The organism is Scytonema sp. UIC 10036 (genome assembly GCF_009725235.1).
Map to the genome: position 1 here is coordinate 1 of NZ_WJFC01000010.1, position 15,690 is coordinate 15,690.

Consider the following 15,690-nt stretch of genomic DNA (forward strand, 5'->3'; position numbering starts at 1 on the left):
CCAAATACAATAAGTGGTGGGCTTTAGCCCTACCTACGTAGTTCAATTTTTCATGAATGATTTAGGATTGCTATATTCAAATTTCCTAACTTAATTAGGATGAGAATTCAACAGTCACTGGTCACCAGTCATTGATTTGGACGCATAGCCTTTAGACATAGAAGAGCGAAAAAAATATATTTATATCTTTACAATAACATCCCCGCTCATTTAAGAAATCCAACGATCCACAGTAGTTGCTTGTAGAGTTCAGCTACAAAACAGACAATTAGAGCATGGCTATATTTAATTTTTAAGAGATACGGAGATCGTATTTGCTTGCGTATAATGTAGAATTGCATAAAAGGCATAAATTTTTACAAATTTTTCATATCTCTGGCATACCTTAAGATAGAGATCGTGTGTAAAAGTTCATATGGTAGTCGGAGTTACAGCATATGGGGATCAATCGGTGTTAGCTTTATGTGATGTAATATAAAATAGTGGCGTAAATAAAGCTCCTCAGCAGTTATGGCTCAAATACTAGATCCTCTACCATCCGAGCAATCGGCTACACTTTTCTGCTGCTACGTGAATGCCACAAGTAAAATACAAGTGGCACGCATATCAAACATTCCTAATTGGTACTTTGAAAGGGTTGTTTTTCCCGGACAACGGTTAGTGTTTGAAGCACCTAGAGAAGCTCACTTAGAGATTCATACGGGTATGATGGCTAGTGCAATTTTATCGGATAGAATTCCGTGCAATCGCCTTGTCATTAGTGAAGCTAGCAATTACGAGTTAGCAACAAACTCTCAGTCAGAAATAGATCCTTTTCATAAAAAACCAATTGTTCAATCCATTCATACAAAAACCGGAGATTCTATAAAATCCTTAAACGTCGCTGGTTTAGTATCCGTTGATTAAGAAAACAAATTTGCTTAGTTTGAGGGTTGCTGTACTCAGCAGCCCTTTTATTTGTGGGGATAGGGGATAAGGGATAGGGGATAGGGGATAGAGCAGCAATTAAATTGTTTTTGTTATCCCCTTGTCTCCAATTCCCAGTCCCTAGTCCCTAGTCCCTAGTCCCCATTAAATATGGATCTACCTTCTTTTATCTGGTTATGGAAAATAGCAGCATGGTCGATGGGCTTGTCGTTACTGGCTTATATGCTGCTAGCATTTACGGGAGTTTGGATGTTTTTTCACAGAACATCAGAACGTCTTCCTTTTATCTTTCAGGGTTCTACAGATAATACGGATATACGCGCTCTTCACTTGCTCATCGGCGGTTGTATGGTAAGTTTAGTACTGCTGCTGTTGCTGATTGGCATTATTGGCACTCTCGGTCACTTCGGTTCTTTGGGTCATTCTCCACATCTTTATGCAGGAGTTATCGTAGTTTTACTGGTTTTACTTTCCGCAGGAAGCGCTTTGCTGATTCATACCAAACGTCCTTGGGTTAAGCGCCTCCATGTTGGAACCAACATCGTTCTGTTCTTTGCTTTTGTCTGGGTGTCTCTGACTGGATGGAATGTAGTACAAAAGTATTTACCTTAGTCTTGGGTTGCTCTGTGGAACCATATTATGAAAGCGCTCGTTTTTAGCTAGTGTGGGATTAGGAGTGTCATAGCAAGCCAAATCCAAAAATGGAATCATCCTCTACTTTTCGTCTCTCGCCCTTAATTAGAATCACTCTTTTAGCTTTATACGTAGCACTGACTACACCATTGCCTTTCTTAGCGCAAGTTACAGATGCGCCTATACCACCAGCACTGCTGTGGGTAGGCATTGCTATCGGGTTGATAGCCTTATACGCAGCATTAAGCGAACGTGTGATTGTCGATGACCAAGGAATTCAGGTTACTTATCCTAAATGGGTACCGCGTTTTTTTCGCAAAGGATGGTCTTTACCTTGGGCAGAGGTTAAAAGCTTAAAACCCCGTACCACGGGACAAGGCGGGCTAGTTTACTATTTTCTCTCTGAGGATGGTAAAGCGTATTTACTCCCAATGCGTATCGTGGGATTTGCCCGTTTAGTTCAAATTGTCCAAGAAAAAACGGGAATAGACACAGCAGATGTATATCCTTTGGCTCAACCTTGGATGTATTTGATTTTATTGGGATTTACATTACTGCTGTTATTAGTTGATGCCTGGACAATTACTACAGCTGTTGCTGGAGTTGGCATAAAATAAGCATCACGCGAAGACGCAAAGACGCTAACTTTTTCTTTGCGTCTTCGCGTCTTGGCGTGAGATAACAAAAAAATATTACAGATAAGGTTAAAATTGGAAACTCAGCAAGACTCGCAAATGGGACAACCTACTCCCAAAGTACTACTGCGCTTGGAACAAGTCAGCTTGTTTGCTAGATTGAAAACTCAGAAAAAAGGCGAACAGTTAGGGTACCCCATACTAAAGGATATTTCTTTTGAGGTATTTGAGGGCGATCGCATAGCTATTACTGGAGCGTCTGGTGCAGGCAAAACTTATTTATTACGCGTGTTGAACCGTTTAAGCGAATATTCTAGTGGCAAAATTTATCTAGAAAATCAAGAATATCGTCAAATTCCCGTATTACAGCTTCGTTCATCAGTCACATTAGTACCACAAGAATCCAAACTTTTGGGGATGACAGTGAGAGAAGCGTTGGCGTATCCCCTAATTTTACGAGGTTTATCCAAACAGACCATTCAACAACGTGTAACACATTGGATAGAACAGTTACAAATTCCAGATGATTGGTTGGGGCGGGCTGAGGTACAACTTTCAGCAGGACAAAGACAACTTGTGGCAATTGCCCGTGCTTTAGTCATTCAACCAAAAATTTTGTTATTAGACGAACCAACATCAGCCCTAGATGCTGCCAGGGCAGAAGATTTGGTGCAAGTTCTGTGCCAGCTTGCTCAAAACCAGCAAACAACTATCGTGATGGTAAATCACCAACTGGATCTATGCCAGGGGTTCTGTACGTGCTTGTTATATTTACAGCAGGGTCGCTTAATAAGCAATCAAAAAGAACCCCATATCAATTGGGCTAACGTAAAAGAGAATTTAACAAAAGCCAAAGCTCAAGACGAATTTGAATTTTAGTTATTTGTCAAGTGTCATTGGTCATTTGTCATTAATTCAACTAACAACTAACCACTAACCACTAACCACTAACCACTAACAACTAACTACTAACCGTCGAACGTTGATTGTGAAATCGTTCCTTAGGTATTTTTGTTGTTGATTGTGGATTGTTAGCGTTAAGAACTTCCATATTAAATCTGTAACCCACATTACGGATAGTTTGAATTAAACTTGGTTGGCGTGGATCTAATTCCACTTTTTTCCTCAAGGATAAAACGTGTGTATCAATAGTGCGGGGGTTATCGATCGCATCAGGCCAAGCACGGCGCAAAAGTTCTGACCGACTCAAAGGCACTCCTCCAGCTTGCGCTAAAACATAAAGCAAACTAAATTCTTGCGGTGTTAGGTCAATGAACTCACCTTGGTAACGAACTCGACGCTGTACCAGGTCAATTTGCAAAGCACCATAATCTAGATAAGCAGGTGCAACAGGTGTGCGTTTTCGACGAATGAGTGCTTCCACTCGTGCTAAAAATTCCTGCATCCCAAAAGGTTTGCTGAGATAATCATCTGCCCCTGCTTTTAGCCCAGCAACTATGTCAGCCTCATTACTTCGCGCAGATAGCATCAGAATCAAAGGCTGCTGCTGACGGTGCAACCAACGACAAAACTCAATGCCATCACCATCAGGTAAGTCGGCATCAAGAATCACTAGTGTTGGCTGGTTGCTTAAAAATACTTCCCTAGCTTGATATATACTTGCAGCTTGATGCACCCGATAGTCCAGTTGTTGCAAGTGCCAGCCTAGCAGTGACCTCAGATGGGGATTTCCCTCAACGATTTCAATACAAACCGAACCCACGGTGGCAAGACCCCTTATTATGTATGACTTTCAAGGTAACAAAGCATATGTCCTAGGTTTTGTAACCCTTGTTACTTCAATTGCTATTAGCTTCAAATTTACCAATACTTATACGGGCAAAGTGCTTAATCAATGCCTTGTTACAAGCCACATTAGTAATATTCTTAAATTTTTGTTAGACTTATCAAAACCACTTTTTGTGAAATAGCCTGCTATGGATAGAGTGCTGCTTACCGATCCTGCGATCGCAACAAATAGCAAAGAATCTCCTACTAATGTACTCTACCCCCCAACATGACTTATGCCGTTGTTCCCTTGAATTATAACAATAACTTACCAGTTAACCCTATTCCCTAATTTTTGGAATAGGATCTAAATAATTTGTAGCTAGCTCTTGGGGTTTCCCCAAAGAGGAAGATATCAACACCCATTAGCCAGTGCAAAACTAGAGGTGAGACTTCACATCTGGTTTTAGATCGACTACAATTTTTTTTCCAAACAAATTTCAACAGCCGTTATGCTCCAAGACACACAAACCATCCGCTATTACCAAAGACTAACCGACGCCTTCGTCGAGCTATGGAATCGCGGTTATCGCATGGATGATATGCGGATGTATTTGGATGGCTATCTAGCCGCGCTGCGTCACGGTAATGCCATTGAACCGTATCTGATTCATCGCTTAGAGGAGGAAGCAAGCCGCTACTTACACGATGTTTCAAACTTCACAATGACACAAACACAGCCCCAACCAGATTACTACTAACGCTGGGTGCAGGTATCAGCAGCAATCTTAAATCAACGCAGATAATTATAGCATATTATCTGCTTTGTTACCATGTAGCAGTGAATATAAATTTTGGAGAATTTTAGAGATATTTTTTTAGCTAAGTTTATCCCCCTCAGCAAACTCTGGTTTGAAAAATCTGCTGAGGGATTTTGGATTTTGGATTTTGGATTTTGGATTTTGGATTTTGGATTTTGGATTTTGGATTGGGGAAGTGAGTCCAGAATGTAGTCGCTCTTCATCTTCCCAATTCCCTAACTCCTAACCCGTATTCCCTTCTAAGAAGCCAATGCGACTTCTACCATTTGCTGCAAGTCACCTTTTTGGTAGAGTTCAAGTAAGATGTCCGAACCACCTACAAACTCACCATTGATATAGACCTGAGGGATCGTCGGCCAATTAGAGTATTCCTTAATCCCTTGGCGCACATCAGAATCATCCAGTACATTAATTGTTTCAAAAGGAACACCTAATGTGTTCAGTATTTGAACAACATTGTTGGAGAAACCACACATGGGCATGAGTTTGGTTCCTTTCATGAACACTAAAATTTTGTTTTGCTTTACTAAACTGTCAATTCGCTCTTTGAGTTCTGGAGTCATTGTCTCGTTATTTCCTAACTTATTTTTGGTTTAATTGTTAATTGCTAATTGCTAATTGCTAATCGCTAATCACTAATTGTTTTTTCCATTAGCCATGAGCCATTAGCCATGAGCCATTAGCCATGAGCTATTTGCCAACTATCCGGAGTATAGGTTTTGAGTGCTAGGGCGTGAATAGCTTCAGTAGACATAGCTTGCCGTACCGCACTGTAAACTAACTGGTGTTGTTGCACCAATCCTTTACCTGCAAACTGCGATGACACGACAGTGACTTGATAGTGGTCACCGCCTCCAGTCAAGTCTTGCACTTGAACTACGGCATCTGGCAGTTCAGCCTTAATCATTTCCTCAACTTGCTGCGGACTAATCATCGCGATTTTTGAGAACCCTACTTTATTTAGTATTCCTATTACGGATTTTAACTGTTGCGACTGATATTTTTTGGAAACCTTGGCGAGTAAAATTCCCACGGCAGGTGCTATAACGGAGGGAACTCCCCTATCTCCTTATCGGAGGGTTCGTTTGTGTGACCACAGACTTCCAGCCTGTAGGTGTTTTCTGAAATTAATAAATTATTAATTATATAATAGCAAATTTTATTTGTCAAAAATTTTCCGACCATGAAGAACACATCCATGGTCGGAATTTGATTACTTTTTGGTGGGGGAAGAGGTAGAAGAGGTTGTACCACCACCTCGCGCTGGAGTATCCACAAAACCCAACTCCAATAACTGCTGATAAGCTTTTTTGCCTAAATCCCGTGTGGGGTTTTGACTTTTAACGATTTGAATTAGTAACGGTACAGCTAACTCTGGTTTATTTTGTGCTCGATGTACGAGTGCAAGCTGGTAAGTTGCTTCATCTCTCATTTGAGCTGTTTCCAGTGCCTTTTTACGCTGAGCATCAGCAACTCTGTTGTCAATTCCTGAGAAGCTAGAGTTCAAATCCTGATAAAAATTGGATAGCTGATTAAAAACGATTCTGGCTTCTTGAAGTTTTTTAGCGGCTGCGTCATAGTTTTGAGAAGAGACTGCGTTGCTTGCCTCTGTCATCAGACGCTTTCCTCCGTCAATGCTTAATAAGCTGTTATTTTGCCCTGTTGGACGAAGGGTATTGGGATCGTTGGGATCGATTGGTTGGACTTGGTTAGAACTCCCAGGAAGTTCTACTTGAGCAGCAACAGGTGATAGCAAGCACAAAGCTAGCACCCCTGCTAGAGAAGTGAGGCGAATTAAAGGAACATGGAGAAAAAATTTCATGGGGTAAAGTGGAGTACTAACTCAATAAAACACGTATTGAAACTTCGGGTATCTTAACTCTGTTTTGTACTTTCACAAAGTAAAGCTCTCTTTGATTTAGACTGAAAATCAATAAAATCAAGTTCCCACAGTGCTAGTACTACCATTTACCAGTTTTTTATTAGCCATTAGCCATTAGCCATTAGCCATTAGCCATTAGCCATTAGCCATTAGCTATTAGCAATTTCCGCAAATGCGTGTTGGCTAAGTTCTGCTTCTTGGTGATTCAATTTTTGAAGTGCCTTTGTTAAATCGGTTGTGAGGCGTTTGGCTTCTTGTTTAACAGAACCATTAGTATAATCTTTTACCTCTATCGGACGACCAATGTGAATAGTTACGTCTGTACCCCAACTGGGTAATGGTTGGCTATAGTTAATGGCGATTGGTACAATTTTAACACCGAGACTGCGTTCGCCTTTGGCGCAAGCTGTACCCAGCTTATCGCATGGCAGCGCCGCCTCCCCCGGCTTACCGCTAGATTCAGCACTTAAAGCCAAACGAGAAATACCTGGTTTTAGGGGGTGAACCTTATCATCGCGGAAAATACCACCTTCTGGAAAAATCACTACAGCTTCTCCATCCCGAAGAAGATCTACGCCATGACGGAGAGTAGAAATTGATGGGCGTTGAGGATCGACAGGAAAGCCGCCCATCCGGCGAACAAACCAACCCTGAAGACCTTGGCACTCACTGATAGTCACCATGAAGCGCAAATCTCGACCTGTCACACATCGACCTGCAACATAAGGTATAAGTAAAGCATCCCACCGCGCCCGATGGGTAGGAGCAAGGATAACGGGACCTGTTTTAGGAAGATTTTCTTGTCCGGTAATTTTAATTCGTCCAAAGAAAAGTGGCATGAGAAAATGCCGTCCTAGTAAATACATTATTGGGCTAAGCCAAGGACAAACCCGAGAGGTAGTAGAATGAGCCACTTGAGGGTTTGCTGGCATAGTAATTGATATGTTACAGGATGGATTCAAGGAAGACTGTTGCTCAATCATGACGGTGGCTGCTAACTGTTAGGTAAAATGCGATCGAAACTCCTATTAGATACACCGTAGATTTTCTTCCGTGACTTGAGTAGTACCAATTGGACAGTTTTACCTCTGTCCTTTAGCTAGAAACCTGTCGCCGATGAGCAAACCAAGCTTGCAATTGTTGACGACAGCTAGATTCTAGAACCCCTCCAATGACGCGCAGTCGGTGATTGGAAACAGCGCTATCGGGTATGTTACTAACAGTACGAATTGACCCAGTTTTTGGATCGTCAACTCCGTACACTAAAAGACCCACACGCGCCTGCAAAATTGCACCGGCACACATAGGACAAGGTTCTAAAGTCACGTACAGGATACATTGGTTTAGACGCCAAGTTTGTAACCTTTGGGATGCTTTCCTAATAGCAAGAATTTCTGCATGAGATGTCGGGTCTTTGTCACGCTCCTTTCTGTTCTCACCTTCTGCAATTAAATTCCCTGATGAATCAATAATAACAGCACCTACTGGGATTTCATCTGCATCACCTGCTAAGAGTGCAAGGTCTAGAGCGCGACTCATCCATTTTTGGTGTGTTAGATAATCTAAATGTTTAATTAACATTTTGGTTAGTGGTTAGTTGTTAGTGGTTAGTTGTTAGTTGTTAGTGGTTAGTTGTTAGTTGTTAGTTGTTAGTTGTTAGTGGTTAGTGGTTAGTTGTTGGTTGTTGGTTGTTCTACTATCAACTATCGACTATCAACTATCAACTATCAACTATCAACTATCGACTATCAACTATCAACTATCAACTATCAACTATCAACTATCAACTATCAACTATCAACTATCAACTATCAACTATCAACTAACCAAATTAAACTCAAACTTCCCTACTTGAATATTATTGACAAAAACTTCTATAGTGTGCTTTCCAGAAGGATCGCCCGGTGATACAGTCCACGTATTTCCAATAACACCATTTTTTGTGTAGACAGTACGTAGTGTTGTTGCTTGTGTTTTGTCTCCCGATACTGAAAATTCAGCGCTAGCAGGAGGTCCCCAATTTTGTGCTGCTTTTGGCAATCGATAAACTTCACGCCATGTCACTTGACCTTGATAGCCCTTTAGTTGAATGCGCCATCCATAAGCCGTTTCATTTTCTAATGGCACTTTGTTAGTAGGTGTAAAAGAAACTTTGTAATCTTGCGGGTTGACTTTTACAAGACCAAATTCTGCTTTAGCAACAGCCAACTTGGAAGTGGAATGAGATTGAGAGCCTTGTTTAATTGCTTGCTGTGTTCCAGTGAAAATTTGAGAAGGCTCTTCAGCGCAGGCTGGTATCAAAAGGGATACTGCGACGAAGACTGCCATTTTTAATACTTTTTCTTGCATAGTTTTCTTCTCTCTAAACTCACTGCATAAGCACCTGTAAATATACGTATATCATAATTATCAATTTTTATTAGCTTTATAATGTTACAGGTTGAGCGAGCAAAGAATCTAATTGACCCTTTGTATCCAATTCGTAAATATCATCACAACCACCAATATGTTGATTGTTGATAAAAATTTGAGGTACTGTGCGGCGTCCGTTAGCACGTTCTGCCATTTTTGCTCTAGCAGTTTCATCAGCATCAATTTTGTATTCGGTGAAGTTTACTCCTTTCCACCACAAAAGCAATTTGGCACGGATACAATACGGGCAAGTTTGCCAGGTATAGATTTCTACATTTGCTTTAATGGATTCTGGATGGCGACCTAAGAGAGAGTTAAGAAAGTTTACCATTGTTCGTCATTTAACAGTTTTTTATGTATGTTATCACCAGTGAACAGTGACCAGCGATCGGTGACCAGTTACCAGTTAATAATTTTACGCTTTGGATTTAAAAAAATTTAAGTGGAACGGATGAATTGGCTTCAATATTATTGCCTAGGAAAAGCTTTCAACGAACTAGGATTTTCCCTAATATAAGTATTAATACTTAAAATAACTTGGGGATGTTACTATTTAAAAATTACCACTAACCACTAACTACTAACCACTAACTCCACCTTAGACGCAAAACTTAACATAGACGGAAGTTGATACTATTTTCCACAAGTATCCGCCGTTTGGTAGACTTGAAAACTGAAATAGATTTCACAGAACAACGTAATACCAAGCAATTGAGAGGGCAGAGTTTGTGGAAAATACACTTGGGTTAGAAATTATTGAGGTTGTTGAGCAAGCCGCCATTGCTTCCTCCCGTTGGATGGGCAAAGGTGAGAAGAACACTGCTGACCAAGTGGCTGTGGAAGCTATGCGGGAACGGATGAATAAAATTTATATGCGCGGTCGCATCGTGATTGGCGAAGGCGAACGCGATGAAGCTCCTATGCTTTACATTGGGGAAGAAGTTGGTATCTGTACCCGTTCAGATGCCAAAGATTATTGCAACCCCGATGAATTAATTGAAATTGACATTGCTGTTGACCCCTGTGAAGGTACTAACCTGGTTGCTTACGGTCAGAACGGCTCAATGGCAGTGTTAGCAATTTCTGAGAAAGGCGGTTTATTTGCTGCTCCTGACTTTTACATGAAGAAGTTAGCAGCACCACCTCAAGCTCGCGGTCATGTTGATATTAACAAGTCTGCCACTCAGAACCTCAAAATCTTATCCGAGTGCTTAGACCGTTCTGTAGATGAATTAGTAGTCGTCGTTATGGATCGTCCCCGCCACAAGGAACTCATTCAAGAAATCCGTCAAGCAGGGGCTAGAGTCAGGCTAATTAGCGATGGTGACGTTTCTGCTGCCATTTCCTGCGCTTTTGCTGGTACTAACATTCATGCTCTCATGGGTATTGGTGCTGCGCCTGAAGGCGTTATTTCCGCAGCGGCTTTACGTTGTTTGGGTGGGCATTTCCAAGGACAACTGATTTACGATCCAGAAGTCGTAAAAACTGGTTTGATTGGAGAGAGCAAAGAAGGTAACATCGCACGACTCAATGAAATGGGCATCACAGACCCAGATCGAGTTTACAACGCTGATGAATTGGCTTCCGGTCAAACTGTCCTGTTTGCTGCTTGCGGTATTACCCCAGGAACCCTTATGGATGGTGTTCGCTTCTTCCACGGCGGCGCTAGGACTCAAAGCTTGGTTATTTCCAGCCAGTCCCGCACTGCCCGGTTTGTCGATACAATCCATTTGTTTGATGAGCCAAAAACTCTGCAATTGAGATAGTTATTAGCTAATGGCTAATGGCTAATGGCTAATGGCTAATGGCTAATGAAAATAAACAATTAGCTATTAGCTATTAGCTATTAGCTATTAACGAATAATAAACACCACATAAGAAATGACAACTATGCATATAGCGGTAGTGGGGTTAAGCCACAAAACAGCCCCTGTTGAAGTGCGGGAAAAGTTGAGTATTCCAGAACCACAAATTGAAAGCGCAACAAATCAGCTGCTCAGCTATCCCCATATTGAAGAAGTCGCAATACTAAGCACTTGTAATCGTTTGGAAATCTATGTCGTTACCCAAGAAACAGAACAGGGTATTCGTGAGGTGACTCAATTTCTCTCGGAACATAGCAAATTGCTTGTACCTTCTTTACGCCAACATTTGTTTGTCTTGCTGCATCAAGATGCTGTGATGCATTTACTGCGTGTTGCTGCTGGATTGGATAGTCTTGTTCTTGGAGAAGGTCAAATTCTAGCTCAGGTGAAAAATACTCACAAACTGGGACAGCAATATCAGAGTATTAAAACAATTTTGAATCGATTATTCAAACAAGCCCTGACTGCTGGCAAGCGAGTGCGTAGCGAAACTAGTATTGGTACGGGTGCGGTTTCCATTAGTTCGGCTGCTGTTGAACTGGCACAAATGAAGTTGGACAATTTAGCAGCTTGTCAAGTGGCAATTCTTGGTGCTGGTAAAATGTCGCGGTTGCTGGTACAACACTTGCTGTCTAAAGGGAATAACAGAATTTGTATTTTAAATCGCTCTCTCGGACGTGCTGAGGAATTGGCAAAGCAGTTCCCTGAAGAATCTATTAGAACTTGCTTGCTTTCGGAAATGACAACAGTGATTTCTGAATGCGATCTAGTGTTTACAAGTACATCAGCGACGGAACCTATTCTTGACCGTGCTAAGTTAGAAATGGTTTTAGACCCCAATCGCTCTTTGATGCTGATTGATATTTCTGTACCTCGCAATGTCCATGCAAATGTCAATGAAATGACAAACGTACAGGCGTTTAATGTGGATGATTTAAAGGCAGTTGTGGCACAAAACCAAGAAAGTCGCCGCCGAATGGCTCAAGAAGCAGAGGGATTGTTGGAAGAAGAGTCAGAAGCTTTTGATGTTTGGTTGCGATCGCTCGAAACAGTGACAACTATTAGTTGTTTGCGTGATAAAATAGAGACTATTCGCGAACAAGAGTTAGAAAAAGCTTTGTCGAGATTGGGTTCAGAATTTGCTGAGAAACATCAAGAGGTGATCGAAGCTTTAACGCGAGGCATTGTTAATAAAATATTACATGACCCAATGGTACAGTTACGAGCACAACAAGATGTTGAAGCAAGGCGTCGCTGTATGCAAACTTTGCAAATGCTGTTTAATTTAGATGTAGAGGAATCGTTTAGCTGATTGCTAATTGCTAATAGCTAATGGCTAATAGCTAATAGTTGTTGAACAATTAGCCATTAGCCATTAGCCATTAGCATTAATTATGAGCCGTATTTTTAAACCGATTGTTTTTCTGTTGGGATTGTGGCTGTGTTTTGATTTAGTATGCCATTTAACAGCAGAAATTTTGTGGTTTGGTGAGGTGAGATATCTCAGAGAATTTTGGGTGCGTTTGGCAACTCAACTCGGTTTGTGGACGATCGCTTTCTTCTGTTCAATTATTTTTTTACTGGGCAATTTAACCGTAGCGTCTCGTCTAAAATACTCTTATGAAAAACGGGGAAGATCGTGAGAAATGTCTCCCCTCCTCCCTCCATCCCCCCCCCAGTCTCCCCTGCTTTTTTATTGCCACTGTCATCATCTTGAGCGTGGTAGTAGGGTCTATACTGATTTTTTACAGTCAAAGGTTTTAGATGTTTGGCAAATACAGATTAAATTGCCAAGCACTCCCCTGCAATTGTCACCTTGGTTAGAGCAGATAACGCAGCAATTTAGTATCCAGCAATTATCTGTTCCACCCGTACAGTTGGGATTGCTCCTCGTTTTCACAATTGCAATTCTATGGCATAACGAGTTTTGGTTAAGGGCTATTGCTGTACTTATCAGTTTATTGTTAGGGTTCCTTTTATCGGCACAGTGGGATAAGGTTTTACTGTCTTTTCATGTTGTCCGTTTTAACCGTGTCGAACCGTTATTTCATCAAGATATTAGTTTTTACGTATTCTCACTTCCAATTTGGGAATTGTTAGTCTTTTGGCTTTTAGGGCTGTTTCTGTTTAGCTTAGCTTCAGTTGCCTTAACTTACCTGTGTTCGGGAAATAGCCTCAGTGAAGGTGAGTTTTGCGGGTTTTCTGTATCGCAACGACTCCACTTAAATGCTTTAAGTAGCTTGTTTATGTTGGGGATTGCTTTATATTACTGGTTGCAGCGCTACAAGCTTTTGTATTCTACTCGTGGTGTCAACTATGGGGCAAGCTACACTGATGTTAAGGTACTGTTGCCGATTTATACGGGGTTAAGTCTTTTGGCAGCTGCGATCGCAGTCTATTTAATTATGCGAGTTATCGTTTTGTCAAAGACAACAAAAACGCATTTCAAACCGATTCCCTACCCAATTCATCTCATCTACGCATTAGGATTGTATGTCCTTGTGGTAGCAATTTCTGGAGAAATTTTGCCATCAGCTATACAACGGTTGGCAGTTCAACCAAACGAGCTCATCCGCGAACGTCCTTATATAGAGCGTACTATAGCCCTGACGCGAGAAGGATTTAATTTAAACACTATAGAAGCAAGAACTTTCGATCCGCAAGGTCAACTCACAACCAAAGATTTGCAGGAAAACAATCTCACAATTCGCAATATTCGTCTTTGGGATACACGGCCTCTTTTAGAAAGTAACCGCCAGTTGCAACAAATCCGACCTTACTACAAGTTTCCTGGTGCTGATATTGACCGCTACACTCTCAAGCGAGGGACGACAACTGAAAAGCAACAAACGATTATAGCAGCACGGGAACTGGACTACAGCAACGTTCCCCAACAAGCAAAAACTTGGATAAACAGACATCTTATCTATACTCATGGCTATGGTTTTACGCTCAGTCCCGTGAATGTTGTCGGTCCCGGTGGATTACCTTATTACTACGTTAAAGACATTGGAGTTGATGAAACTGGTAACCAAGGTTCGTTACAAGTATCAAGTGAATCAGTTCGAGTCAGTCTTCCCGTCGGAGAACCGCGCATTTATTATGGTGAAATTACTGACACTTATGTAATGACTGGGACAAGAACTCAAGAGTTAGACTATCCCGGTGGAAATGATAATGTGTACAACGTTTACGATGGTCGTGGGGGTATTGGAATCGGTCAGATGTGGCAGCGTTTGTTATTTGCCGAGTATTTGAAAGATTGGCAGATGCTGCTGACAAACAATTTTACCCCCCAAACAAAGCTGTTGTTTCGCCGCAATATCAAAAAACGAGTACAAGCCATTGCTCCTTTTCTACGTTATGACAACGACCCTTATCTAGTTGCTGCTGATGGGGGAGGAACAACTAGCAAAGGCAAAGAAACTTATCTGTACTGGATTCTTGATGCGTATACAATCAGCGATCGCTACCCTTATTCCGATCCTGGGAAAAATCAATTTAATTACATTCGCAATTCCGTCAAAGTTGTCATTGATGCCTACAACGGTTCGGTTAATTTTTTTATCGCTGACCCAACAGATCCAATAATCAACGCTTTCAAAGCCATTTTTCCTGGCTTATTAAAACCGTTAGACGCAATGCCAATTGCCCTTCGCAATCACATCCGCTATCCTGTAGACCTTTTTAATACTCAATCAGAACGATTGCTAACTTATCACATGACCGATCCCCAGGTATTCTACAATCGAGAAGACCTGTGGCAAATTCCCAACGAGATTTACGGTAGCAAACCGCAACAGGTAGAACCTTACTATCTCATTACAGCACTGCCGCAAGCAGAATCAGAAGAATTTATCTTACTACTACCCTTCAAACCCACACAACGCGCAAATTTAATTGCTTGGTTAGCAGCCCGTTCAGATGGAAAGGAATATGGCAAGTTGCTGCTTTACGAATTTCCCAAGCAACAGTTAGTTTACGGAACCGAACAAATTGAAGCTTTGATCAATCAAGACCCCGTGATTTCCCAGCAAATTTCCCTATGGAACCGTCAGGGTTCAAAGGCAATTCAAGGAAATTTATTGGTGATTCCTATTGAGCAATCTTTGCTTTATGTTGAGCCTCTCTATTTAGAGGCAGAACAAAATAGTGTGCCAACGTTTGTGAGGGTGATTGTCGCTTATAACAACCGAATTGTGATGGCAGAAACTTTGGAACAAGCACTTGCTGCTATCTTTAAGCCAGATCGAGCCACAACACCTGCGATTGTGCGTCCTGTAGAGTAACGGTACGGTAGAGGACAGACAAACCAAGTGGTCAAGAATTAGACTGAAGCTTATGTGCCTAATGCAGTCAATATACTTTTTGCAAAAGTCGCTCCCAAAGTAGATAAATGAGGACACCTATTTGACCAATCCAGATAACAGCTTGCTTGTTCGTTTAGAAGTGTTAAAAAGTAAATTTACGCTATTACAACAACAATCTAGCGTCACTAAAGCAAAATCTACAATTCTTATAGAGTAGGCTCATGCGCTTATACTTGAGTCTAAAAATCTAGAATTTAAGTCTGATGAGATTGATACACAAGTGATGAAAAATAGATACTCATTTAACAAGCTGTCAACTTAATTTGTTCTGCCACTCTTCCTGTCATAATTTCCTTGATTAAGTGGTCACCTACAAATAACCTGAAAAAATCTACTCATAACTGGTATATTCAGTAGCTTCTCAGTGCCGGAGGCGAGCCGTATCGGTGAAACCCCCTTTGTAACGTAACAAAAGCT

Annotated in this window: 17 protein-coding genes; 9 read left to right on the forward strand and 8 right to left on the reverse strand. The window is 41.3% G+C overall.

Features of this window, described 5'->3' with window-relative positions:
- Positions 1 to 510 precede the first annotated feature (510 nt).
- From F7734_RS06705 to F7734_RS06720, 4 genes are all read left to right on the forward strand, one after another.
- The gene (locus F7734_RS06705) at positions 511 to 906 is read left to right on the forward strand and encodes a DUF1830 domain-containing protein (RefSeq protein ID WP_155743947.1); all 396 of its coding nucleotides are present in this window, start codon (positions 511 to 513) and stop codon (positions 904 to 906) included.
- Between the two features lie 171 nt (positions 907 to 1,077).
- Complete coding sequence (locus F7734_RS06710) at positions 1,078 to 1,539, forward strand: DUF4079 domain-containing protein (RefSeq protein WP_155743948.1); 462 nt, start codon at positions 1,078 to 1,080, stop codon at positions 1,537 to 1,539.
- 89 nt (positions 1,540 to 1,628) lie between these two features.
- Positions 1,629 to 2,177, forward strand: coding sequence for a hypothetical protein (locus tag F7734_RS06715; protein ID WP_155743949.1), 549 nt, complete (start codon positions 1,629 to 1,631; stop codon positions 2,175 to 2,177).
- 117 nt (positions 2,178 to 2,294) lie between these two features.
- Positions 2,295 to 3,074: an ATP-binding cassette domain-containing protein gene (locus F7734_RS06720; RefSeq protein WP_155744040.1), complete on the forward strand. Its 780-nt coding sequence runs from the start codon at positions 2,295 to 2,297 to the stop codon at positions 3,072 to 3,074.
- A gap of 82 nt (positions 3,075 to 3,156) precedes the next feature.
- Here the strand turns inward: F7734_RS06720 and F7734_RS06725 are convergent, their stop codons facing one another.
- On the reverse strand, positions 3,157 to 3,918 hold the full coding sequence (locus F7734_RS06725) for a response regulator transcription factor (RefSeq protein ID WP_166481770.1): 762 nt from the start codon (positions 3,916 to 3,918) through the stop codon (positions 3,157 to 3,159).
- Positions 3,919 to 4,435: 517 nt separating this feature from the next.
- Here F7734_RS06725 and F7734_RS06730 point away from each other — a divergent pair.
- A complete protein-coding gene (locus F7734_RS06730; protein WP_038079370.1) occupies positions 4,436 to 4,684 on the forward strand; it encodes a DUF6761 family protein in 249 nt (82 codons plus the stop codon).
- Positions 4,685 to 4,983: 299 nt separating this feature from the next.
- Here F7734_RS06730 and grxD read toward each other — a convergent pair whose 3' ends face one another.
- The 7 genes from grxD to grxC form a co-directional block, all read right to left on the reverse strand.
- Complete coding sequence (gene grxD / locus F7734_RS06735; RefSeq protein ID WP_155743950.1) at positions 4,984 to 5,307, reverse strand: Grx4 family monothiol glutaredoxin; 324 nt, start codon at positions 5,305 to 5,307, stop codon at positions 4,984 to 4,986.
- A gap of 116 nt (positions 5,308 to 5,423) precedes the next feature.
- Entirely contained in the window at positions 5,424 to 5,678 is a 255-nt protein-coding gene (locus tag F7734_RS06740; protein ID WP_155743951.1) for a BolA family transcriptional regulator, read from the reverse strand.
- A gap of 279 nt (positions 5,679 to 5,957) precedes the next feature.
- Positions 5,958 to 6,566 carry a hypothetical protein gene (locus F7734_RS06745; protein WP_155743952.1) on the reverse strand — a complete coding sequence of 203 codons (609 nt, stop codon included), beginning with the start codon at positions 6,564 to 6,566 and terminating at the stop codon, positions 5,958 to 5,960.
- 209 nt (positions 6,567 to 6,775) lie between these two features.
- Positions 6,776 to 7,609, reverse strand: a complete 834-nt coding sequence (locus tag F7734_RS06750; protein WP_155743953.1) for a 1-acyl-sn-glycerol-3-phosphate acyltransferase — start codon at positions 7,607 to 7,609, stop codon at positions 6,776 to 6,778.
- Positions 7,610 to 7,721: 112 nt separating this feature from the next.
- Positions 7,722 to 8,207, reverse strand: coding sequence for a tRNA adenosine(34) deaminase TadA (tadA, locus tag F7734_RS06755; protein ID WP_155743954.1), 486 nt, complete (start codon positions 8,205 to 8,207; stop codon positions 7,722 to 7,724).
- Between the two features lie 237 nt (positions 8,208 to 8,444).
- Positions 8,445 to 8,975, reverse strand: coding sequence for a hypothetical protein (locus F7734_RS06760; protein ID WP_155743955.1), 531 nt, complete (start codon positions 8,973 to 8,975; stop codon positions 8,445 to 8,447).
- 76 nt (positions 8,976 to 9,051) lie between these two features.
- Entirely contained in the window at positions 9,052 to 9,369 is a 318-nt protein-coding gene (gene grxC, locus F7734_RS06765; RefSeq protein ID WP_155743956.1) for a glutaredoxin 3, read from the reverse strand.
- A gap of 397 nt (positions 9,370 to 9,766) precedes the next feature.
- On the opposite strand from grxC, the gene glpX reads away from it, so the two are divergent.
- The 4 genes from glpX (at position 9,767) to F7734_RS06780 (ending at position 15,192) form a co-directional block, all read left to right on the forward strand.
- The gene (glpX, locus tag F7734_RS06770) at positions 9,767 to 10,804 is read left to right on the forward strand and encodes a class II fructose-bisphosphatase (protein WP_166481771.1); all 1,038 of its coding nucleotides are present in this window, start codon (positions 9,767 to 9,769) and stop codon (positions 10,802 to 10,804) included.
- Between the two features lie 124 nt (positions 10,805 to 10,928).
- Positions 10,929 to 12,215: a glutamyl-tRNA reductase gene (locus F7734_RS06775; RefSeq protein WP_155744042.1), complete on the forward strand. Its 1,287-nt coding sequence runs from the start codon at positions 10,929 to 10,931 to the stop codon at positions 12,213 to 12,215.
- Positions 12,216 to 12,297: 82 nt separating this feature from the next.
- The gene (locus F7734_RS63160) at positions 12,298 to 12,546 is read left to right on the forward strand and encodes a UPF0182 family protein (protein WP_243146733.1); all 249 of its coding nucleotides are present in this window, start codon (positions 12,298 to 12,300) and stop codon (positions 12,544 to 12,546) included.
- 3 nt (positions 12,547 to 12,549) lie between these two features.
- Complete coding sequence (locus tag F7734_RS06780) at positions 12,550 to 15,192, forward strand: UPF0182 family protein (RefSeq protein WP_243146734.1); 2,643 nt, start codon at positions 12,550 to 12,552, stop codon at positions 15,190 to 15,192.
- Positions 15,193 to 15,690: the final 498 nt, after the last annotated feature.

What these genes read in the sequence shown, in the direction of transcription:
- F7734_RS06705 (WP_155743947.1), top strand. Translation starts at nt 511, where the DNA reads ATGGCTCAAATACTAGATCCTCTACCATCCGAGCAATCGGCTACACTT.
- F7734_RS06710 (WP_155743948.1), top strand. Translation starts at nt 1,078, where the DNA reads ATGGATCTACCTTCTTTTATCTGGTTATGGAAAATAGCAGCATGGTCG.
- F7734_RS06715 (WP_155743949.1), top strand. Translation starts at nt 1,629, where the DNA reads ATGGAATCATCCTCTACTTTTCGTCTCTCGCCCTTAATTAGAATCACT.
- F7734_RS06720 (WP_155744040.1), top strand. Translation starts at nt 2,295, where the DNA reads ATGGGACAACCTACTCCCAAAGTACTACTGCGCTTGGAACAAGTCAGC.
- F7734_RS06730 (WP_038079370.1), top strand. Translation starts at nt 4,436, where the DNA reads ATGCTCCAAGACACACAAACCATCCGCTATTACCAAAGACTAACCGAC.
- grxD (WP_155743950.1), bottom strand. Translation starts at nt 5,307, where the DNA reads ATGACTCCAGAACTCAAAGAGCGAATTGACAGTTTAGTAAAGCAAAAC.
- F7734_RS06740 (WP_155743951.1), bottom strand. Translation starts at nt 5,678, where the DNA reads ATGATTAGTCCGCAGCAAGTTGAGGAAATGATTAAGGCTGAACTGCCA.
- F7734_RS06745 (WP_155743952.1), bottom strand. Translation starts at nt 6,566, where the DNA reads ATGAAATTTTTTCTCCATGTTCCTTTAATTCGCCTCACTTCTCTAGCA.
- F7734_RS06750 (WP_155743953.1), bottom strand. Translation starts at nt 7,609, where the DNA reads ATGATTGAGCAACAGTCTTCCTTGAATCCATCCTGTAACATATCAATT.
- tadA (WP_155743954.1), bottom strand. Translation starts at nt 8,207, where the DNA reads ATGTTAATTAAACATTTAGATTATCTAACACACCAAAAATGGATGAGT.
- F7734_RS06760 (WP_155743955.1), bottom strand. Translation starts at nt 8,975, where the DNA reads ATGCAAGAAAAAGTATTAAAAATGGCAGTCTTCGTCGCAGTATCCCTT.
- grxC (WP_155743956.1), bottom strand. Translation starts at nt 9,369, where the DNA reads ATGGTAAACTTTCTTAACTCTCTCTTAGGTCGCCATCCAGAATCCATT.
- F7734_RS06775 (WP_155744042.1), top strand. Translation starts at nt 10,929, where the DNA reads ATGCATATAGCGGTAGTGGGGTTAAGCCACAAAACAGCCCCTGTTGAA.
- F7734_RS63160 (WP_243146733.1), top strand. Translation starts at nt 12,298, where the DNA reads ATGAGCCGTATTTTTAAACCGATTGTTTTTCTGTTGGGATTGTGGCTG.
- F7734_RS06780 (WP_243146734.1), top strand. Translation starts at nt 12,550, where the DNA reads ATGTCTCCCCTCCTCCCTCCATCCCCCCCCCAGTCTCCCCTGCTTTTT.